The sequence below is a fragment of the Chitinibacter sp. ZOR0017 genome (genome assembly GCF_000799095.1).
Taxonomy (GTDB): Bacteria; Pseudomonadota; Gammaproteobacteria; order Burkholderiales; family Chitinibacteraceae; genus Chitinibacter; species Chitinibacter tainanensis.
On record NZ_JTLG01000004.1, the window covers coordinates 24007 to 43121 of the forward strand.

General features: G+C 57.7%; 22 protein-coding genes. 6 read left to right on the top strand and 16 right to left on the bottom strand.

The features are described 5' to 3' along the window. Positions 1-38 precede the first annotated feature (38 nt). Complete coding sequence (locus L991_RS01000) at positions 39-1298, bottom strand: D-amino acid dehydrogenase (protein ID WP_047391200.1); 1260 nt, start codon at positions 1296-1298, stop codon at positions 39-41. Positions 1299-1625: 327 nt separating this feature from the next. On the opposite strand from L991_RS01000, the gene L991_RS01005 reads away from it, so the two are divergent. Both L991_RS01005 and L991_RS01010 read left to right on the top strand, forming a co-directional pair. Further along, entirely contained in the window at positions 1626-2111 is a 486-nt protein-coding gene (locus L991_RS01005; RefSeq protein ID WP_047391202.1) for a molybdopterin-dependent oxidoreductase, read from the top strand. 3 nt (positions 2112-2114) lie between these two features. Beyond that, entirely contained in the window at positions 2115-4220 is a 2106-nt protein-coding gene (locus tag L991_RS01010) for an ATP-binding protein (protein ID WP_047391204.1), read from the top strand. 56 nt (positions 4221-4276) lie between these two features. On the opposite strand, the gene L991_RS01015 is transcribed toward L991_RS01010, so the two are convergent. The 3 genes from L991_RS01015 to L991_RS01025 form a co-directional block, all read right to left on the bottom strand. After that, positions 4277-5008: a peptidylprolyl isomerase gene (locus tag L991_RS01015; protein ID WP_028450373.1), complete on the bottom strand. Its 732-nt coding sequence runs from the start codon at positions 5006-5008 to the stop codon at positions 4277-4279. 85 nt (positions 5009-5093) lie between these two features. Continuing rightward, the gene (locus tag L991_RS01020) at positions 5094-5828 is read right to left on the bottom strand and encodes an MBL fold metallo-hydrolase (RefSeq protein ID WP_028450372.1); all 735 of its coding nucleotides are present in this window, start codon (positions 5826-5828) and stop codon (positions 5094-5096) included. Further along, entirely contained in the window at positions 5825-6421 is a 597-nt protein-coding gene (locus L991_RS01025; RefSeq protein ID WP_156128940.1) for a hypothetical protein, read from the bottom strand. Before L991_RS01025 ends, L991_RS01020 begins: the two co-directional genes overlap by 4 nt. A 98-nt stretch (positions 6422-6519) precedes the next feature. Between L991_RS01025 and L991_RS01030 the strand changes: the two genes are divergently transcribed. Continuing rightward, positions 6520-7062, top strand: coding sequence for an NAD(P)H-dependent oxidoreductase (locus tag L991_RS01030; protein ID WP_052190469.1), 543 nt, complete (start codon positions 6520-6522; stop codon positions 7060-7062). Here L991_RS01030 and L991_RS01035 read toward each other — a convergent pair. Then, positions 7019-8665 (bottom strand): mechanosensitive ion channel family protein, encoded by a 1647-nt coding sequence (locus L991_RS01035; protein ID WP_052190470.1) that lies wholly within the window; start codon positions 8663-8665, stop codon positions 7019-7021. The two genes, L991_RS01030 and L991_RS01035, sit on opposite strands and share 44 nt — an antisense overlap. 347 nt (positions 8666-9012) lie before the next feature. On the opposite strand from L991_RS01035, the gene moaC reads away from it, so the two are divergent. Beyond that, on the top strand, positions 9013-10137 hold the full coding sequence (moaC, locus tag L991_RS17955; protein ID WP_081986386.1) for a cyclic pyranopterin monophosphate synthase MoaC: 1125 nt from the start codon (positions 9013-9015) through the stop codon (positions 10135-10137). Here moaC and L991_RS01045 read toward each other — a convergent pair whose 3' ends face one another. Then, positions 10138-10524, bottom strand: a complete 387-nt coding sequence (locus L991_RS01045; protein WP_047391210.1) for a SirB2 family protein — start codon at positions 10522-10524, stop codon at positions 10138-10140. It lies immediately after the preceding gene. 197 nt (positions 10525-10721) lie between these two features. Between L991_RS01045 and L991_RS01050 the strand changes: the two genes are divergently transcribed. Next, positions 10722-11477 (top strand): pseudouridine synthase, encoded by a 756-nt coding sequence (locus tag L991_RS01050; protein WP_047391211.1) that lies wholly within the window; start codon positions 10722-10724, stop codon positions 11475-11477. A gap of 8 nt (positions 11478-11485) precedes the next feature. Further along, on the top strand, positions 11486-12235 hold the full coding sequence (locus tag L991_RS01055) for a TlyA family RNA methyltransferase (protein WP_231550459.1): 750 nt from the start codon (positions 11486-11488) through the stop codon (positions 12233-12235). A 236-nt stretch (positions 12236-12471) separates the two neighbouring features. Here L991_RS01055 and L991_RS01060 read toward each other — a convergent pair whose 3' ends face one another. The 10 genes from L991_RS01060 to hisF all read right to left on the bottom strand — a co-directional run bounded on the left by L991_RS01060 (position 12472) and on the right by hisF (position 19095). Beyond that, positions 12472-13404, bottom strand: coding sequence for a pseudouridine synthase (locus L991_RS01060; RefSeq protein WP_047391217.1), 933 nt, complete (start codon positions 13402-13404; stop codon positions 12472-12474). Between the two features lie 38 nt (positions 13405-13442). Continuing rightward, positions 13443-15254 (bottom strand): PglL family O-oligosaccharyltransferase, encoded by a 1812-nt coding sequence (locus L991_RS01065; protein WP_047391219.1) that lies wholly within the window; start codon positions 15252-15254, stop codon positions 13443-13445. Positions 15255-15267: 13 nt separating this feature from the next. Further along, a complete protein-coding gene (tatC, locus tag L991_RS01070) occupies positions 15268-16014 on the bottom strand; it encodes a twin-arginine translocase subunit TatC (protein WP_047391223.1) in 747 nt (248 codons plus the stop codon). Between the two features lie 2 nt (positions 16015-16016). Then, complete coding sequence (gene tatB / locus L991_RS01075; protein ID WP_047391226.1) at positions 16017-16538, bottom strand: Sec-independent protein translocase protein TatB; 522 nt, start codon at positions 16536-16538, stop codon at positions 16017-16019. Positions 16539-16540: 2 nt separating this feature from the next. Further along, positions 16541-16741: a Sec-independent protein translocase subunit TatA gene (gene tatA, locus L991_RS01080; RefSeq protein ID WP_028450364.1), complete on the bottom strand. Its 201-nt coding sequence runs from the start codon at positions 16739-16741 to the stop codon at positions 16541-16543. Positions 16742-16799: 58 nt separating this feature from the next. Continuing rightward, positions 16800-17126: a histidine triad nucleotide-binding protein gene (locus tag L991_RS01085; protein WP_047391230.1), complete on the bottom strand. Its 327-nt coding sequence runs from the start codon at positions 17124-17126 to the stop codon at positions 16800-16802. Positions 17127-17134: 8 nt separating this feature from the next. Next, positions 17135-17461 carry a phosphoribosyl-ATP diphosphatase gene (locus tag L991_RS17420; RefSeq protein WP_197053759.1) on the bottom strand — a complete coding sequence of 109 codons (327 nt, stop codon included), beginning with the start codon at positions 17459-17461 and terminating at the stop codon, positions 17135-17137. 120 nt (positions 17462-17581) lie between these two features. Next, complete coding sequence (hisI, locus tag L991_RS17425) at positions 17582-17974, bottom strand: phosphoribosyl-AMP cyclohydrolase (RefSeq protein WP_028450361.1); 393 nt, start codon at positions 17972-17974, stop codon at positions 17582-17584. Beyond that, positions 17971-18309 (bottom strand): hypothetical protein, encoded by a 339-nt coding sequence (locus L991_RS01100; RefSeq protein ID WP_028450360.1) that lies wholly within the window; start codon positions 18307-18309, stop codon positions 17971-17973. Before L991_RS01100 ends, hisI begins: the two co-directional genes overlap by 4 nt. An 18-nt stretch (positions 18310-18327) precedes the next feature. Beyond that, positions 18328-19095, bottom strand: a complete 768-nt coding sequence (gene hisF / locus L991_RS01105) for an imidazole glycerol phosphate synthase subunit HisF (RefSeq protein WP_028450359.1) — start codon at positions 19093-19095, stop codon at positions 18328-18330. Positions 19096-19115: the final 20 nt, after the last annotated feature.

Genomic DNA, 19115 nt, shown 5'->3' on the forward strand with positions numbered 1-19115 from the left:
AATGTCACAAGCGTAAATACTGCACAAAAACCCCGGTATTAGTGGGCGCTGTAGCGGGCGAGCCCCAGTTCGCGGCTATCGATCTCGGTTTTTTGCTGATTGATGAGGTCGGTGAGTACCTTGGCTGAGCCGCAAGCCATGGTCCAGCCCAGCGTGCCGTGGCCGGTGTTGGTGTAGAGATTGTCAATCGGAGTTGGGCCAATAATCGGCGTGCCATCGGGTGTCATGGGGCGCAGGCCGGTCCAGGCGCTGGCCTGATTCAAATCTCCCGCTTGTGGAAAGAGCGAATGGGCCACCATTTTCAGCGTGTTGATCCGCCCGGGCTGAATCGTCTTATCAAAGCCCGCCAACTCGGCCATACCGCCCACGCGCAAACGCTGATCAAAGCGGGTGAGGGCGATTTTGTAGCTTTCATCCATGACGGTAGAGCGCGGCGCCTGTTCGGGGTTTTGTAGTGGCACAGTGATTGAATAGCCTTTCACCGGATACACAGGCAAATCCAGACCCACCAATTGGCCCAGCGCGCGGGCCTGGCAGCCTGCCGCCAGCACCACCGCATCACAGGCCACGGTTTCACCTAGCAGCTGTACCCCGCTAATGCGTGCGCCCTGGCGGCGAAAACCGTGCACTTCCACGGCATAGCGAAAGCGCACCCCGGCGAGGGTGGCCAGCTCGGCTAGGCGCGTGGTAAAGAGTTGGCAGTCGCCGGTTTCATCATTTGGTAGCCGCAAGGCGCCGCTCAGGCGCCCAGCCAGATGGGCCAGTGCGGGCTCTACTTCGACAATGCCGGCCGGATCAAGCAGCTGATGCGCTACGCCCATTTGCGCCAGTAATTCGGCATCGCGACGGCCATTGTCCAGCTGTTTGGGCTGGCGGAAGATCTGCAATGTGCCCAGTGTGCGTTGCTCGTAGTCGATCCCGGTTTGCGCGCGCAGCAGCTTGAGCTGATCGCGGCTGTATTCGGCCAGCGGCACCATGCGGTTTTTATTGCGGGCATATGCGTCAACGGTGCAGTTGCTCAGCATGCGCGCCAGCCATTGCCACTGAAACGGATCAGCTTGTGGCCGAATGCGCAGGGGCCCGTGGCTTTGCAGTAGCCATTTCATCGCCTTGAGCGGAATCCCTGGCGCCGCCCATGGCGCGGCATAGCCCGGGGAAATCTGCCCCGCGTTGGCAAAGCTGGTTTCCTGCGCTGGCGCTGGCAAGCGCTCTAACACCGTGACCTGATGGCCGGCCTGCTGCAAATAATAGGCGCTGGTCACGCCGACCACGCCGGCGCCGATCACAACAATCTGCATGATTTCATCTTCCTGTGGCGCTCATGCGCACTAATGAGATCAGCATAGTGATTTGCTCGGCAGGCGACGATGCGGATTATCCTTTATGTGGGGTATATGATTAAAGGCTAATAAAATTAAGCCTTGTAGGGTGATACATCAATGGGTATATCTGGTCGTTTCGGTGTGGCTGATGCAAGTGGCATTTAAATCCGGTCAGGCAGCTTGACCGATTGGCGCGCAGCGCCGTTTCAAACAGCAAATGCTGATTAAGAAAGGGAAAATGCACTATACAATGAAGCCAAAACACCGCTTTTTCTGCGACTAAAAATAATGAGGAGTTTCCTTATGCTGCGCACATTCGGCCGCTTGATCACCTTTGCTTTGCTGGCACTGGCCAGCCTCAGTTTTGCCAACGAAACCAATACCACGCGTACCATTTTGACGATCAAAGGCAAAGTCACCACGCCCCAGGCCCTATCCCTGGCTGATCTGGATAAACTGCCCCAATACAAAATGACCGTCCCCACGCCGTGGTATCCCGAGCCGCAAACCTTTGAAGGCCCCTTGCTGCGTGATGTGTTAAAGCTGGCTGGCGTGAGCAGCGGGGCGCTACGGCTGTCGGCGCTGAACGATTACACAATTGAAATACCCGCCAGCGATGCCTTTACGTATGATGTGATCGTGGCCAGCCGCTTGGGCGGTAAAACCATGTCGATACGCGAAAAAGGGCCGTTGTTCATCATGTACCCGTTTGATCAGCACGCTGATCTGCGCAAGACCGACTATTACCGGCGCTGCGCCTGGCAGCTGAAACTGATTACCGTTCAATAAAGCATGAGTCGACGTTTTCCTGTGATTTTGTTGGCCATTAGTCTGGTGCTGATGGTCAACTTCAGTTTGATCATTCATTTCGAGCAGAAACAAAAGGCCGAGCTGGTCGATTTCGACCAGCAAGGGGTGGGCAATCAGCTGTGGCAGATTTTCCAGACCCGCGCCGAATTGCAGCGCTTGCGCGAGTCAATCCGCCTGCGCGACGCCGATGATTTTGCCTTGCGCTTTGATATCGTTTACGGCCGGGTGCATAGCCTGGAATACGATGTCATCTTGCGCCAATTCACCGATCCGGTACTGAGCCAGCAAGATTTTCCCGCTGTGAAACGCTTTGTGCTGGATGCCGACCGGATCTTGCAGCAAGGGCCGCTGGGGCCTGCGCAGTGGCAGCAACTGAATCAGCTGATGGAAGAGCTGCAGGCGCCGATTGAAGATATGGCCCAGCGGGTGCGCAGCGAAGACATCAAGCGCAATGAGCTCAAACAAAAACGCCTTGCCAACCTCGGCACTTGGCGCACTGGTTTGGCTTTGTTGCAGGTCGTGCTCTTGCTGGCCTTTGCGGGGCTGGCCCTGACCGCGCTGTGGCGCAGTGAAAAGCAGCGCCTGAGCTTGCTGGATTTGAATAATTCGCTCGATGAAGCCCGCGCCAATGCGGTGGCGGCCAATGAAACCAAAAGTCGCTTTTTGGCGCATATCAGCCACGAAATCCGTACCCCGCTCACGTCGATCTTGGGCTACACCGAGCGCTTGCGGCAAAACTCGCAGCTCACTGAGCAGCAACGCTTGCAGCTCAGTCATGTAGCGCATTCGGGCCAGCATTTGCTCAGCCTGCTCAATCATGTGCTGGATTTATCCAAATCCGAAAGCGGCAAGCTAGAGCTGATTATCGAGCCGCTGGCGCTAAGCCAGCTGCGGCAGGAGCTGGTGGGGATGTTTGCGCTGATGGCGCAGGAAAAAGGGCTGCGCTTTACGCTGGATTTCGCCGCCGATTTACCGCCGGTCTTGCTGCTGGATGGTGGCAAATTGCGGCAGATTTTGATTAATTTGATCGGCAATAGTATGAAATTCACCGAGCGGGGCGAGGTGATTTTGCAAGTGCGCGGGTGGGCCGAGAAATCGGCCTATGTCTTGCAGCTGAGTGTACGAGATACTGGCTGCGGGATTGCCGAGCATGAGCTGCAGCATCTGTTTCATCCCTTTGAACAAACCGAAAGTGGCAAACAGCTGGGTGGGACGGGCTTGGGCCTCGCGCTCAGCCGTGATTATGCACGTCTGATGGGCGGCGACATCAGCGCCGCCAGTACGCTTGGGCAAGGCAGTGAATTTGTGCTGACACTACAAGCGCAGCTCGCCCCAGCCACCGTGCCGGTCAGTGCGGCGCCGGCGCCGCTGCGGCCACTGGCGCAAGGCCGACGGGTAATGGTGGTGGAAGATCAAAAGGTAAATCGCGAACTGTTGTGCGAAATACTGGAAGAGGCCGGCGCACAAACCCTGCCGATGGCCAATGGGCTGGAGGCGCTCGACGCGCTCAGCCGTGGCGAGGTGGTGGATTTGGTGCTGATGGATTACCAGATGCCGGGCCCCGATGGGCTGGAAGTCACTAGCCGTATGGCGGCGCTGGGCTATCGGCAGCCGGTGTATCTGATTAGCGCTTCGCCTGAGCATGAATTACGCCAGCATCCGGCCTTTGCCCTGTTGGCCGGTTTTCTGAGCAAACCCTATCAGGGGCAGGAAATCCTTGATTTGCTGGGGCTGAGTGCGCCGGTGTTGTTACCGGCTTCGCCGCAGGTTGATTCGGCGCTGCTTACGCAGGCCGCAGCCGAGCAGCGGCTGGGATTTAGTCGCGAGCGCTACTTGGGCCTGGCGGAAAAAGGATTCGCCCGCCTGCAAGATCTGGAGCAGGATTTCGTGCGCGCACTGCAGGGCGGCGAGATCGACGCAGCCCAACGGCATGCGCACAGCGCCAAAGGCATTGCAGCTCAGCTTGGTGCCGAGCAATTGGCACAGCAATGGGCGCTGCTGGAGCACAATCCGCAGCTACAGGCACCCACCTTGGCGGAGCTTGCCCAATTACGTAACCGCACCTGGGCTGAATTAAGTCGGGAATGATGCAAGCGTAAAAAAACCGGGGCGTGCCCCGGTTTTTTATGGTGGCTGACTCGCGCTTAGGCCAGTTCAGGCATGCTGTAGCCATCGATCTTGGCGGCGCTGACCAGCTTGGCCAAATAGTCGTGCATCACTTTGCGGCCGGCCATATCGGTCAGGAAGGCCTGCAGGCGCTCTTTCACTTCTTCGAAAGTGACCTTGTCGCCATCGCTACGCTCGTTCACCTGAATGATGTGGTAACCGAACTGGGTTTCCACCAGATGCGGGGTGATTTGACCTGCATCGGTGCTAAATACGGCTTGTTCGAATTCAGGCACCATTTGGCCACGGCCAAACTGGCCAAGGCTACCGCCTTGCTGGCCTGATGGGCAGGTTGAATGCTCTTTGGCCAGGGTTGCGAAACGTTCTGGGTTGGCTTGCACTTCCGCCAAAACGCCTTCAGCTTTTGATTTCGCCAGGCTAGCTGCCAGGCCTTCGCCCAGCGGGAACAGGATGTGGCTAGCTACGGCCGATTCACCACGGGTAAAGCTTTGTGGGTTGGCATCGTAAAAAGCTTGGCAAGCTGCTTCGTCTGCTTCAGGCACTTGCAGTTCACGATCCAGCAAAGCGCCGATGGTTTCTTCTGGAGTTGCGCCGCTGATGCCGGCTGCAGTGGCTTGCTGCAACAGCAATTCGCGCAGGATCAGCTCCTGAATTGCCGCATCACGTGCGCTGGGCGCGCCTTCGTGGTTGGCTTGTTCGCTGGCGATGAGTGCTTCGTCGATTTCAACGCCGTTTACCGTAATGGCCATGAGATGAATCCTGTAAAAAAATGAAGCGTCGCAAGCCCGCGACGCTAAAAGGGTTATACCGAGTATGGGGGCGATTGTAGCAAGATCAACCGTAGCCGACTTGCAAATCATCAAACCAGTCGATAAAGCGTTGTACGTCTTCCCCGCGATAAATGGCGCCATGCTGCGGGCACATCAGCTCGATCTCGAGCTGGCGCACGCGCTCGATCCAGCGTTTTTTGGCGGTATTGGAGCCCATCCAGCGTTTGTGAAAACCTTCGGCAAAGCGGATATGCCGGTCAAAATCTTCGACGAATAAATTGCAGTCGGCATCCGGTAGCAGCGCCGCGCCCACGTCGCCAGTAAACAGCAGTTTGCAGGCTGGATCATAAACATGAAAATTGCCAGATGAATGCAGATAGTGGGCCGGTATCAGCTGTAATTCCCGCTCGCCGAGCGTGAGATTTACGCCCGCATCGGGAATGGCCACCAGCGTATCGGCTCCACAGCCAAAGTGCGGAATAAACCCGGCCCATAAGCCGGAAACGTGGCAGCGAATGTCGGGGTTAAAGTCATGCCAGAGCCCAAGCGATGAAATCACATCCGGGTCTTGATGGGATGAAAACACCCGCCGTACGCTGCGCGGATCAATCACTTCCGACAATGCAGCAAACACGGCGGGAAACACCTCCGCCCCGCCCGGATCGCACAGCAGGCTATCTTCCCCGGTGGTGACCACATATTCATTGGTATCGATCAGAAAATCGGCCCGCGCAGGGTCGCGGGCTATGGCGTACCAGCGATGCTGCTCGCAGCTGGCGATGAGTTGGGCTTTTTTCATGCGTGCAGGTCCAGATCACGGGTGATGTGTTGCAGCGTGGTGAGGCGGCCGAGTACGGCCTCGATTTGCCGAGCGAAACTCTCGGCTAGCTCAGCCAATACGCTACGCAGCTGACCGCTATAGGCCGATTCGATACGCGCAGCGCGGGCAAGCACCAGGCCAAAAGTGCAGCTGCGGTTGGCTTCGGCGAGGCATTCTTGAAACTGGTTGGCGTGTACGCTGAGCTGTTGGCGGGCCTGTGCTCGCTGCATGGCGGGGCTGAGCAGGGCGTGTAGTGCTTCGCTGTGACTGGCGGCATCGTGCAGCCGTTGCCAGCGACGCTCGGCCTGCAGGCGCGAGGTGGCGCTGGTGAGCAGCTGTTGAGTGAGCTCATTAAGTGCCTGCATGGCGGTTTGCAATTCCAGACTGAGCTGGCGCAGCTCGCTAGACACCACGCCAAAGCCCCGCGCCGAAGTACCGGCTTTTTTGGCCAGCAAGATGGCATTGAGCCCCATTAGATTGATTTCAAAGCAATGGCGGATCACGACTTTGACCTCTTCGTGAATCAGCACCGATTGGCGCAGGCTGCTGACCCCGGCCCGGGCGATGGTCATCGCTACCACCTCTTGTCGATTAGCTGCCTTCTTTATAGCGGCAAAGCCGGCAAACCCCCAGCCATACTGTAAGTCCACCGCCAGCATTGGAGTCGAAGATGAAAAATCTGCTGATCGTGTCGCACCCGCATCTGGCCATGTCACATATTCATCGGCCACTACTGGATGAACTGGCCGAGCTGCCTGATAGCCGTGTGCATCATCTAGAAAGCATGTATCCCGATGGGGAGATTGATTTGCTGGCCGAGCAGGAGGCCTGTGAGCATGCCCAGCGGCTGGTGTGGCAGTTTCCACTCTACTGGCATAGCTGCCCGGCGCTACTCAAGCGCTGGCAGGATGATGTGCTCTGCCCCGGGTGGGCCTATGGCCGCCGGCAGCAGCTGGCCGGGAAAACACTGTGGTTGGTGGTAAGTATGGCCACGGCCAGCCGGCAATACGGCACGCTGGATGCTGCCGCGCTGGCGGCGATTTTACGGCCCTTTCAGCTCACCGCCGAAGGGCTGGGTATGCGCTGGCAGCCCCCATTAATTATGGATATCCAGCCAGATACCCCGCAGGGTGATCAGGCTGGCGCGCAGCTAGCCCAGCTGCAAGGTTTTATTGCCCGTTATCGTGAGGGCCTGACGGCGGCGTGGCTTTAGCGCCGGTGGGCGCCTGTGCTGGGGCAGGGTACCAGTTGGCGGGCGCGATGACTTTTTCTTGTTCCGGGTCCGCAATGTAATGCGGCGACATGATTTGCACCCCATAGGTGTTAAATACATCCTGAATCTTGGCATGCAGATCGCTCATGATCTCCAGCCGGCGGCGCGGCTCATCGACGGCAATGCGCAGGAAATATTCCACGTAGTAATCGGATAGCGCGGTTTGATACACCACCGGCCGCGGATTATTGCGTACCCCCTTGGTTTGCTGGGCCGCCTCAATCAGCATGGCTTCTACCTGCCGCCATGGGGTGTCATAGCCAATGGTGACGCCCACTTGGGTAATTACCCCGCCGCCCGCGGCTAAGCGAGAGAAATTCTTGACGCTTTGCCCCACCAAGACCGAATTTGGAATACTGACTTCCTCGCGCAAATTAGTGTGGATTTTGGTGGCAAAGAGCCCAATGTGGATCACCGTCCCCTCGGTGTCGCCGATTTGCACGTATTCACCTTGCTTGAGTGATTTGGCGTAAATCAGAATCAGCCCGCTGGCAAATTGCCCCACCACGCTGGAAGCCCCCAGCGACACCATCAAGCCCACCATCACCGAGAGCCCTTTAAAGGCTTCGGTATCAGCGCCGGGCAGATAGGGGTAGCACATCGCAATGGCCAGCAGCCAGACCAAAAAGGTCATGATTTTACGGGTGGTGCTGGCGGTTTCGCGGTCAAACCAGCTCAGATTAAGCTCACCGCGCTCGATCCGGCCAAACACAAAGCGCAAAAACCGCGCGGTATAGCGGGCGCAGACAATGATAAAAATCACTACCAGTAAGCCGGGCAAGGCCGATAGCACTCCGCTGGCCACCTTGCCCAGAAACTGCAAAATCGCCTGATTAAGCTGCTCGCTCCATACCCGGGTAAACGGGAACTGGCTAAATACAAACGTCAGCCAAGTGTAGGTGAGGCTCAAACCAATCAGGCTGGTGGTGAGATTGATCAGCCAGCGCAAAATGCGATTCAGCAGTGAAATCTGCACGCCGGTGGTTTGCCGCGCCAGACGCGCCAGCGGGCGGGTGATGTAGCGGCGACCATTTTTCAGCAAGATGACCCGGGCGCGGCTCAGTAGCCACAGCGTACCGGCAAATAGCAGCGTAGCCACCACGGTATACACTGCCGCCCGCAGAAGCTGCTCGGGGTCGCGTAGCTCGCGCTGTTCGCGTAGCAGCTGCTCGAGTTGCTGCTGGGCTTGTGCCGCCACACTATCCAGGGTTTCACCCGCCAGCGTGTCGATGTCTTGCTGCAGAATGAGAAAGACCTGCTCTTTGCCCAAGGCTACGCTGATGCCGGCATCGGGCGTTTGCACCGGGGTTAGGGTAATTTGCTGGGCATTGCTGTGTTCCAGAATGCGGCGGATTCGCAGCTCGGCAGCTTGCGCACGATCTTCGACCGAGTAATTTAAGAGCCCCACCCGAAACTGCACTAAGGTGCGGTTATTAATGGTGACCGCGTGGGGTTCGCTCGCCGGAACGGGCGTGGGCTCGGCGTAGCTAAAGAGGCTGAGACAGCACAAACAGATGAGTAACAATCGGCGCAGAACCAGCATCGAAAACCCTCGGCGGCAGCAAGCTGAAAGCTCGATGATAGCCCAGAATAATCTGAGCCGACTACGTGGCCAGCAGGGCGATCGCTCCTGCGTGGTGCTGGTGCCGCGCGGGCACACTAGTGGGTGGGGGTATTGAGTGCCAGATCTTATTTTTCATGGCTTGGTAGCTTATACCTTGGTAGGTAAGTTGGCCTGGCGCAGAAATGCATGGTTTTTACGTTGTAAAATGGCTGTTTGCCGTGACGATCCGCTGCGCACTGATTGCCGATGTCATGTGAACTCCATATAGTATGGAATCCTAATATTTATTGGCGGCCCGATGTGCCGGGCCCTGCAGGAAACAGGCGATGACTCTGGATGCGGTAGTACTGGCCGGTGGCCCTGCCACGCGAATGGGCGGGCAAGATAAAGGTTTGCTCGAGCTTTCTGGCCGGCCGATGGTGGCTTGGGTGCTGGAAGGCATTCAGAAGCAGACCATTCCGGTCGATCACATTTTGCTATCGGCCAATCGCAATCTGCCCGACTACGCCGGCTTTGGCCACGCGGTATTGCGCGATATGTACCCCCAGGGCGGCCCGTTGGCGGGGATTCATGCCGCACTGTTGGCCTCGCCCGCCGACTGGTTGCTGGTGCTGCCGTGTGATGTGCCCTTCCTGCCGCAAGATCTGATTTTGCAGTTTCGCGCTGCGCTCAATGCCAGTAGCGCTTTGGCCGTGGTGGCGCGGACCGCAGATGGTCAAGTGCATTGGCCTATCTGCATGCTGCATCGCAGCCTGTTGCCCAATTTGGTGGAAGCCCTTTCCACTGGCCAAAGCGCGCTGGATGAATGCCTGAAAGCCGCTGGCGCGGTGATGGTGACTTTTGCCGAAGGCCTGTTTGCCAATTTGGATACCCCAGAAGACCTGAACCAGCTGGCCGGCCGGCTGGCGGGCGCAGAAGCGCTCGCCGTGGGGGGCGGGGCATTGTCGCACTTCACCGCCAGTGGCGATGCGCATATGGTCAATGTGGTCGACAAAAGCGAAACCCGGCGTACCGCTACGGCGCAGGGCGAAATCCGGATGTTGCCGGATACCTTGCGGCTGATCGAGGCGGGCGATCATCAAAAGGGCGATGTGCTTGGCGTAGCGCGTATCGCGGCGATTATGGCTGCGAAAAAAACCAGTGATCTGATTCCGCTGTGCCATCCGCTGCCACTGCATGGTGTGACGGTGGAATTTAGCATTGATCGGGTGAAATCGTTTGTTCGCTGTACGGTGAGCTGCGATACCGTGGGGCGTACCGGGGTGGAGATGGAAGCGCTCACCTCCGTCCAAATTGGCCTGTTAACGATTTACGATATGTGCAAAGCCGTGGATAAAGGCATGGTCATTGGCAATGTGCGCCTGCTGGAAAAGCTGGGCGGCAAATCCGGTGCCTGGCCTGCTAGCGCGGCCGCCCCCAACGCCGGCGGGCTTGAGATCCCGCTTATCTGATTACCACCAGCCCAGCGTGGGCGATTTACTGAGCGCTACCCCCACGATATAGGCATAGGTCAAGATGGCTGCCCCAAAGGCCAGCGCCCGCTGGATTTGGGTTTTGCCGCGTTTTAATGCCACCATGCCCAGCCCGATATACGCCAGTAGCGCAATGATCTTGGCCAAGAGCCAAGGCGAATTACCCGGGCTTTGCCCACTGACAATTGCCAGATACAGCGCGGCGGCAAGCAGGCTGCTATCAATCAGATGGGGCGCGATGCGGTAAATGCGCAGCTGCAGCTGCGGCGATTGGCGCAGCATCAATAATCCGCGCCAGCAAAACAAAGCGCCAGAGAGCGCAGCCAAGAGCATATGCAGATGGCGCACGGGCAAATAGTATTCCATCGTCTTCCTCGCAAAATTGCATTCTACCAAGCTCGCCGGTAGCTGCGGGTGGTGTGATACATGGCAGGGTATAGTGCCTAGCGTTAGCTTGCTAAGGCTACCCCGGGCAATACCCCTAGCACCTCACCGGCGCGGTTTCTCATCGCGGGTGAAGCCAGTACAATGGAGGATTGCCTCGAAAAAATGCTGGTGCCGTAATGGAAGAACAACACGACTCGCCTACCCCGCTGCGCTTGTCTAAACGCATGGCCGAGCTGGGCCTGTGCTCACGGCGTGAGGCGGATGAATACATCGCTAAAGGCTGGGTGAAAGTCGATGGCGAAGTGGTGAATGTGCTGGGCAGCAAGGTCTTGCCCGAGCAGCACATCGAGCTCGACCCGATCGCGCGGCAGATTCAGGATAATCGCGTCACCATTTTGATTAATAAGCCGGTGGGCTATGTGTCGGGCCAGGCCGAAGATGGCTACGAGCCCGCGGTGGTGCTGGTGCAGCCGGAAAACCATTGGGCTGGTGACACCAGCGGGATTCGATTCTCGCCCGTGCATTTTCAGGGGCTGGCGCCAGCCGGGCGCTTGGATATTGATTCGGTGGGCTTATTGGTACTCACCCAAGACGGCGTGGTGGCCAAAACCCTGATCGGCGAAAATTCGCAGGTGGAAAAAGAATACCTGGTGCGCGTATCAGGCCACCTGAAAGCCGATGGCTTGCGCCTGCTAAACCACGGTTTGTCTCTGGATGGTGAGGCGCTCAAGCCGGCGCGGGTGTGGTGGCAAAACAAAGACCAGCTGCGCTTTATCCTCAAAGAGGGTAAAAAGCGCCAAATCCGCCGGATGTGTGAGCTGGTGGGCCTGCAAGTCGTTGGCCTACAGCGGATCCGGATTGGTAAAGTGGTGCTGGGCGAGCTGCCGCGCGGGCAGTGGCGCTATCTGCGTAACGACGAAACCTTTGCCTGAGCCACGCGATGAGTATGTTGCGGGCTGATGTATTACTGGTGGAGCGGGGCGTGGCCGCCTCGCGCACTCAGGCGCAAACCATGATCGCTGCCGGCCGGGTGGTGGCCGATGGCAAAGCGGTGTCTAAAGCCGCACTTAAACTGCCGGCCGATGCTGAGTTGCAGATTGCCCCTGATGAAGTCGATCGCTATGTCTCGCGCGGCGGGCTCAAACTGGCCGGGGCTTTGGCGGCGGCGCAGCTGGCGGTGACCGATTTCACGGCGCTGGATGTCGGGATTTCCACCGGCGGATTTAGCGATTGCCTGCTGCAAGCGGGCGCGCGCAAAGTGATTGGGGTCGAAGTCGGCCATGATCAGTTGCACCCGCGGCTGCTGGCGGATGCGCGCGTGGTGCAATTTGAAGGCGTGAATGCGCGCCATCTTACGCCAGAGTTGATTGCCCCGGCGCTGGATGCGCCGCTGGATCTGGTGGTGGGTGATGTCTCGTTTATTTCGCTCACGCTGGTGTTACCGGCCTTACGCCGCGTGCTGCCGGTGGGCGGCCGTTTGCTGTTTCTGGTGAAGCCGCAGTTTGAGCTTGGGCCGCAGGCCTTGGGCAAGGGCGGCATTGTGCGCGATCCGGCGCTGTATCCGCTGGTTGAAAGCAAAATCCGTGCGGCGGCTAGCGAATGTGGTTTTCAGGTGCTGGATTATTTCCCCAGCCCGATTACCGGTGGCGATGGCAATCACGAGTTTTTTATCTACGCTCTCGCCGCCTAGTAGGCGCGCCGCTGGCGCAAAAAAAAGGCCCGCACGCGGCGGGCCCTAAACTCTCTGTATGGAATGCGTGTTCAAGCGCTGAATTCCATGACTTCATTCTAAAATTGCCACCCGCCGCCGGCGGTGAACAATTTTGCCTTTTAGCTGTGTAAAACTACCAGAACGTATTGCCCTGCAGGCACTATAGCTACTGACTTGGCGGGCTATACCTGTCGGGGTATTTATTGCGACTTCGTTTACGTGGCGCAATCGCTGGTTGCGGCTGGCCAGCTGAGTTCGCGCCGGGAATAAAATACCCGCTCGCACTGGCTAAAGGGATCCACAAAGCGTAGCTCGCGCGCCAGCAATTGCAGCGGGGCGCTAAAATCATCGCCTTTGTCATCCAGTACCACCGGATACCATGGGTCATTCAAAATCGGGATCTGCAGCGCAGCCAGATGCGCGCGTAGCTGGTGCTTTTTGCCGGTGTGCGGTTCGAGCCGATATTTGGCCCAGGCGCCGCGCTGCTCCAGCAGGCTGATGCGCGTTTCGCTATTGGGCTCGCCCGGTACTTCTGCCATGGTAAAAAAGTCAGCGCTGGCTTCGCTCAGGCGCGAGCGATGTACATAGGGCAGGGTCAGGTCGGGCCGGAATGGCGCAATGGTTTCGTAGGTTTTCTGCACTTGCCGGCTTTCAAAGAGCCGCTGATAGCCGCTGCGGCTGGCGCTATCAAGGCAAAACATCATCACCCCGGCGGTTTCCCGATCGAGTCGATGCACTGGCGCGATGTCATCGCGCCCCAGTAGCTGGCGCAAGCGCACCAGTGCGGTTTCGCGCACAAAGCGCCCGGCCGGGATGGTGGACAAGAAATGCGGCTTGTCGATGACGACAATCCGCTCATCCTGATGCAGAATCTCGAGCGCAAATGGCACCGGCGTTTCCTGCGGCACATCACGGTAATACCAAAGATAGTGGCCGGGCCGATACGGCGCATCGGGCGCAATGGGCTGGCCATTATCGTCGAATATTTCGCCCGCCTGCAGGCGCTGGTCGATGATCGCCGGGTCGAGATAGGGAAAACGATCGCGCAAGAAATCGCGCGCCAGCGTCCAGTGCCCGCCGGGCAGCATTCCTGCGCAACTGGCCGCCAGGCCGTCACGCAGGGGGAGGGGAGAAACAGCTTTTTTCATAGGATGGCTCGACCGGGGCGCGGCTGCACCCACAGGTCTTAATCGGCTTTGGCCGCTGTGCTGGCGCTGCTTGCCGCGTGGGCTTCGCTTGGCAATTCGCGCTTGATCTTGAAGTCGAGCTTGGCATTAAAGAAATCCCGCGCGTCATCCACATCCACCAACAGCGCCCGGACATTCGGCTCTTTAAAGCCATCCAGAGTTTGATAGTAGTAATCAAAGCTCTCTGGGTAGGCGAATGCCGCGCGGCGCATCAAATCGTGAGCCACTGCCTGATTGCCGAGCAAGGCTTCCATCACCGCCTGATCGGTCATCTGGCCGGGGTAGGGGCGAATAGCGTTTTGTTTGCGCAGAATCGCCAGTTTCCAATCGATTTCGCTACGGCTGGCCACGATGTAATTCGACAGCGCGTGCTCGGCGTAATAATCAATCAGCGGGTTCTGGCGCATGCCCTCTAGGCGCTCGATGCGGCTAGCGTTGAGTTTCTCATCGCCGGCTGGATCCATAATCGGGTAGATCTCCAGATAAATCTTGCCACCCAAGAAACACAGCGCAAGCCCGGCGCCACCCCACAGTGCCCAGCCGAAACGAGCGGCCATGGCAGGGATCGGCCAGCGCGGGGCGCTGCTTTGGGCAAATACCAGCATCAAGGCAAACGGGCCGAGGAAGTGGAAATACCACAGCGGATATTCCACCAGGCTATGCAGCAGTGATACCGATAATAGCGCCAAGGCAAACATCACGCCCGGCTCGGCCCAGCGGCGCACCGTACTCCACAGCACGCCGGCTAGGCCCAACACAATAACCCCGGTGCCCAGCAGGCCGGTTTCAGCCATGAGATTCAGCACTGAATTGTGCGCGTGGGTAAACAGCACGCTTTCCGACACAATCGCAAACTCAGGACGCACTTGCAGCGCATTGCTGTGCACCGCATAGCTGCCCCAGCCCGTACCCAGCACCGGGTATTGCTGGAATACCAGCCAGGCTTTTTGCCATTCCACCAGGCGGCGCGAACCATTCGAATCGAGGCGATCCAGACCGGTGGGGACTTCATTCTTGGCTTTAAGCAGCGCTTGCAGTAGCTCATTGACCATTGGCGCGGCAAATTGCATCAGGATAATCAACCCCGCCGCAATACTCAGCGCCCGACCAAATTGGCGCAGGCTATCCTGCCCGCGCCACCACACCAGCAAGCCCAGCGCCAGCCATGCCCCTGCGTACAGCAGCGGCGAACGTGAGCCACAAAAAGCCAGCGAAAGCGCCAGCCACAGGCTGACCAGCCAGAAGACCGGCTTGGGCAGCTCGTCCTTTTGCGTCACCAGATAGGCGGCGCTGGCCAAGCCCCAGGCCAGATAATGGCCATACATATTTTTCTGGCCGATATTGCCGAAGATCAGTCGCGGGCCTTCCTGAATCAGCTGCACAATCTGTGGTACGGCAATGCCAGAGTTGAAAATCGCCCCGGCCAATAAGCCCCAGGCAAACATATTCAACAATGGGGTGACGCCAAACACCGCAATCGCCCGCGCCAACGACCAACCCGCCCCCGCCGCGCCTAGGGCGTATACCAACGGGTAAACTCGCTCGGTTGCGTAGCCATGCGGCAAGAACACCGCTTGCAAGCCAATCACGCCACAGAAGCCCAGCCACATCAGGCTGCTCCACGGTGGGGCGCAGCGTGTGTCACGCTCGGAGGGGACCAGCACACCCGCGAGTGTAATCAGAATGCAGAAAAAGAAGGCCGCCAGCTCGGAAGGGAAGACCGGATTCGGGTCCCAGCGATAGGGGATGCCGCAAGGCACCGCCGCCAGCAGGAAGAGCAGGCTTTGATAAAGACGTAGTTGGAAGGTCATACAGCAGAATCCGTTAGGCTGCTGCTTGTTCGTCCTTCACTGGTTGATACAGCCAAGTGGCAACCAGTAGCCCGGCTTCGTACAGCAACCAGAGCGGAATGGCGAGCAAGCATTGCGACAAGACATCGGGTGGCGTAACTACCGCCGCGATCACAAAGGCGCCGACAATGACATAAGGGCGCACTTCACGCAACTTGGCGACGGTGACAAAACCCATCCGCACCAAGACAATCACCGCGATCGGTACTTCAAAAGTCACGCCAAAAGCCAGAAACATGCCCAGTGCAAAATCGAGGTATTCGCCCGAATCCGGCAACCACTGCATGCTATCTGGGATCACCGAGGCAATAAATTTGAAGACCACGCCAAAGACTAGGAAATAGGCAAAGGCCATGCCGGCGAGAAACAGCAGCGTGGAGGCAATCACCAGCGGCAGAATCAGTTTCTTTTCGTGCACATACAGGCCCGGCGCGATAAAGGCCCAGATCTGATACAAGGTATGCGGCAGTGTGGCGACGAAAGCCACCAGCGCCGCAATCTTGATCTGCACCAGAAACGGTGTGGCAATCCCGGTGGTAATCAGCTTTTGCCCATTGAGTACCGCGGTGAGTGGGCCGACCAGCAGATCATAGAGCTTGGCCGAGAAAGCAAATGCGATCACAAAGCCCACAATAAAGACCAGAATACTGCGCACCAAACGGTTGCGCAGCTCAATCAAATGGCCAATCAGAGGTTGCAGATTGTCGTTCAGGTCATTCATGGTTAACGGCGATCCGCGCCAGTGGGGGTGGGCTCGTTCAGGTCGGCAAATAGGTCAAGCTGGTTGTCCGGGGTGCTGGCGTCTGCTTCCCGAGCACTCGTCTTGCCGGCCGGTGTGAGAGGTTCCGCCGAGCTTGTTGGCGCTGTACTGGCAGCTGTGGCCGTTGCCGCGGCAGCGACCGGGGCTACCGATGTCTCGGCGGTGGCGTGCTGGGCAGGTGCTTGCGCTGGCTGATCTTGCAAGGCCGAGCTGGCGTGTTCTAGCGTTTGCGCTACTTCGCTTTGGGCCGGCTGCATAATCGCGCTGATTTGCTGCTGTTCAGCTTCGATTTCGCGCTGGATTTGCGCTAGTTCACTGGCCTGCATTTCACGCTGCAGGTCGGATTTGACGTTGGTTACAAACCGCTGCAGACGGCCAAACAGCATCCCGGCTGTGCGGGCGACTTTCGGCAGTTTTTCGGGGCCAACTACGACCAGCGTAACGGCCCCGATGACCAGCAATTCACCAAAACTAACATCAAACACGATTATTTCTTATCGTTTTCGCTAACGTCGATCACGCGTTGCGCTTCTGGTTTGGCCGGCTCTTCTTCGCCTTTCATGCCGTCTTTAAAGCCCTTGATGGCCGAACCGAGGTCTTTGCCGACATTGCCAAGCTTTTTGGTGCCAAAAACCAGGATCACGATCGCCAGAACGACCAGCCAATGCCAGATGCTAAATGAACCCATGATAAATCTCTCTAGGGGTATATCAATGCAAGCCTTTTAAAATATGGCCTACAGGTGATTACGGTTGTGGGGTACCCAGAATGTGCAGGTGCAGGTGGAAAACCTCCTGCCCACCAGCCAACCCGGTGTTAATCGCTGTTTTGTACCCGGCACCCAGGCCGTGCTCGCGCGCAATTACTGGCGTTAGCGCCAGCATTTTGCCAAGCAGCGCTTCATCTTCCCGGCTGGTGCTCAGCATGGATTCGATATGGCGCTTGGGAATCAACAAAATATGCACCGGTGCGGCCGGGCGGATATCTTTAAACGCCAAGACCTCATCGTCTTCGTATACTTTGTTGGCGGGGATGTCGCCGCGCACGATTTTGCAGAAAATACAGTCGGTCATGGTTTTACTCAGTCAACACGGGCACGCGAAGCTTTTTCTTCAATACCGGAAATGCCTTCCCGGCGGGCGAGCTCAGCCAGCACATCTTCATGGCTTAAGCCTTCATGCGCCAGCAGCACCATGGTGTGAAACCACAGATCAGCCACTTCACGCACGAGGTGCAGCTTATCGCCATCCTTGGCCGCCATGATGGTTTCTACAGCTTCTTCGCCCACCTTTTTCAGAATGGCTTCTTGTCCCTTGTTGTAGAGTTTGGCCACATACGAGGACGACGGATCAGCATGCCGGCGCTCGGCCAGCGTTTGCGATAGACGTTCCAGAATTTCAGCAGAAATCATATGCTGCTCCAAACAAAACAGGGTTGATTATATTGCGTCAGGATGACAAATCGATGTCAAACAGATGTGAACTTTTGGCTATTGTACCCCGCTCGCTGCTGCGGGGGTACCGTGTGCTTAAGGGTGGCTGTGGCCGTAAATGGCATGGGGGTCTTTGAGCACCGGATCGACCACAGTCCATTCGCCATCCACCAGGGTGCGAAAAAAGCAGCTCTCGCGCCCGGTATGGCAGGCAATGCCGCCCTCTTGCTGGATTTGGTAAATCAGCACATCGCCATCACAATCGAGCTGAATGGCTGAAACATGCTGAAAATGCCCTGATTCTTCGCCTTTGTGCCAGAGCTTCTGGCGCGAACGCGTCCAGTAGTGCGCCGTGCCTTTCTCGGCCGTGAGTGCGACGGCTTCGCGATTGGCAAAGGCAAACATCAGTACGCGGCCGCTGACCTGATCTTGCGCGATTACCGGTACTAGCCCGGCCGCATCGTATTTAATTTCGTCGAGCCAGCTCATTGCACCACCACCTTGTCGGCGGTGAAATCCGCCACCGGGGTGTAATACACCACCCATTGCCGAGTTTCATTGGCTTGGATTGCGCCCAGCGCGCCTTCCATGCGGATGGGTTCGCTCACGCGGCCATTGGCATCCACCACAATCGGTGGGCGTTTGAAATCATGGCCAGCTGCGGCCTTCACTGTTAAAAACAGGGTGAGCTCGTTTTTCAGTCCGTGGCGCATATTGTCAACGCTGACCGAAATATTGGCCGGGGTTTGCAGGCTTAAATCACAAGCCAGTAGATTGCTGCTCAGGCACGCAGCAGCGCAAAATAGTGCAAGGCGAGTCAACATCAGGGTGTTCCTCTGCGATTAAAGGCGCATTTCAATGCCGGCAGCCTGCATGGCTTCTTTGGCTTGGCGCACCGTGTATTCACCAAAGTGGAAAATACTGGCCGCCAGCACAGCATCGGCGTGACCGATTTTCACCCCATCCACCAGATGCTGTAAATTACCTACCCCACCTGAGGCGATGACCGGGATATCCACTGCATCAGACACGGCTTGCGTTAAAGGCAGATTAAAGCCGATTTTGGTGCCGTCGCGATCCATGCTGGTGAGCAGAATTTCGCCCGCGCCCAGCTGCTGCATTTTCAGCGCCCACTCTACCGCATCCAGCCCGGTTGGGCGGCGGCCACCGTGGGTGAACACTTCCCAGCGGCTATTGGTGGCGTCGGTGGCTTTGGCATCAATGGCCACCACAATAGCCTGACTGCCAAAGCGGCTCGCGGCCTGCTCAACCACTTCGGGGTTAGAGACTGCGGTGGTGTTAATGCTGACTTTATCTGCACCGGCATTCAGTAAGCGGCGCACGTCATCGGCTTTGCGCACGCCACCACCAACAGTGAGTGGAATAAACACCTGCGAAGCCACAGCTTCGATCACATGCAAAATCAGATCGCGATCGTCGCTCGAGGCGGTTATGTCCAGAAAAGTGAGTTCATCCGCGCCTTGCTCGTTGTAGCGCCGGGCAATCTCGACCGGATCGCCGGCGTCGCGTAACTCAAGGAAATTCACCCCTTTTACGACGCGACCCGCGGTCACATCCAGACAGGGAATAATACGTTTAGCTAGTGGCATATCAGGTTCCGCGTGGCGAG

Bases quoted from the DNA above. Each gene is read 5' to 3' on its own strand.
- L991_RS01065 (WP_047391219.1), bottom strand. From the start codon at position 15,254: ATGACCTTCCAACTACGTCTTTATCAAAGCCTGCTCTTCCTGCTGGCG.
- L991_RS01005 (WP_047391202.1), top strand. From the start codon at position 1,626: ATGCTGCGCACATTCGGCCGCTTGATCACCTTTGCTTTGCTGGCACTG.
- hisI (WP_028450361.1), bottom strand. From the start codon at position 17,974: ATGAGCTGGCTCGACGAAATTAAATACGATGCGGCCGGGCTAGTACCG.
- L991_RS01010 (WP_047391204.1), top strand. From the start codon at position 2,115: ATGAGTCGACGTTTTCCTGTGATTTTGTTGGCCATTAGTCTGGTGCTG.
- tatC (WP_047391223.1), bottom strand. From the start codon at position 16,014: ATGAATGACCTGAACGACAATCTGCAACCTCTGATTGGCCATTTGATT.
- L991_RS01055 (WP_231550459.1), top strand. From the start codon at position 11,486: ATGAGTATGTTGCGGGCTGATGTATTACTGGTGGAGCGGGGCGTGGCC.
- L991_RS01025 (WP_156128940.1), bottom strand. From the start codon at position 6,421: ATGACCATCGCCCGGGCCGGGGTCAGCAGCCTGCGCCAATCGGTGCTG.
- L991_RS01045 (WP_047391210.1), bottom strand. From the start codon at position 10,524: ATGGAATACTATTTGCCCGTGCGCCATCTGCATATGCTCTTGGCTGCG.
- L991_RS01015 (WP_028450373.1), bottom strand. From the start codon at position 5,008: ATGGCCATTACGGTAAACGGCGTTGAAATCGACGAAGCACTCATCGCC.
- L991_RS01060 (WP_047391217.1), bottom strand. From the start codon at position 13,404: ATGAAAAAAGCTGTTTCTCCCCTCCCCCTGCGTGACGGCCTGGCGGCC.
- L991_RS01020 (WP_028450372.1), bottom strand. From the start codon at position 5,828: ATGAAAAAAGCCCAACTCATCGCCAGCTGCGAGCAGCATCGCTGGTAC.
- L991_RS01050 (WP_047391211.1), top strand. From the start codon at position 10,722: ATGGAAGAACAACACGACTCGCCTACCCCGCTGCGCTTGTCTAAACGC.
- L991_RS01035 (WP_052190470.1), bottom strand. From the start codon at position 8,665: ATGCTGGTTCTGCGCCGATTGTTACTCATCTGTTTGTGCTGTCTCAGC.
- tatA (WP_028450364.1), bottom strand. From the start codon at position 16,741: ATGGGTTCATTTAGCATCTGGCATTGGCTGGTCGTTCTGGCGATCGTG.
- L991_RS01085 (WP_047391230.1), bottom strand. From the start codon at position 17,126: ATGACCGACTGTATTTTCTGCAAAATCGTGCGCGGCGACATCCCCGCC.
- L991_RS01000 (WP_047391200.1), bottom strand. From the start codon at position 1,298: ATGCAGATTGTTGTGATCGGCGCCGGCGTGGTCGGCGTGACCAGCGCC.
- L991_RS01100 (WP_028450360.1), bottom strand. From the start codon at position 18,309: ATGTTGACTCGCCTTGCACTATTTTGCGCTGCTGCGTGCCTGAGCAGC.
- moaC (WP_081986386.1), top strand. From the start codon at position 9,013: ATGACTCTGGATGCGGTAGTACTGGCCGGTGGCCCTGCCACGCGAATG.
- hisF (WP_028450359.1), bottom strand. From the start codon at position 19,095: ATGCCACTAGCTAAACGTATTATTCCCTGTCTGGATGTGACCGCGGGT.
- L991_RS01030 (WP_052190469.1), top strand. From the start codon at position 6,520: ATGAAAAATCTGCTGATCGTGTCGCACCCGCATCTGGCCATGTCACAT.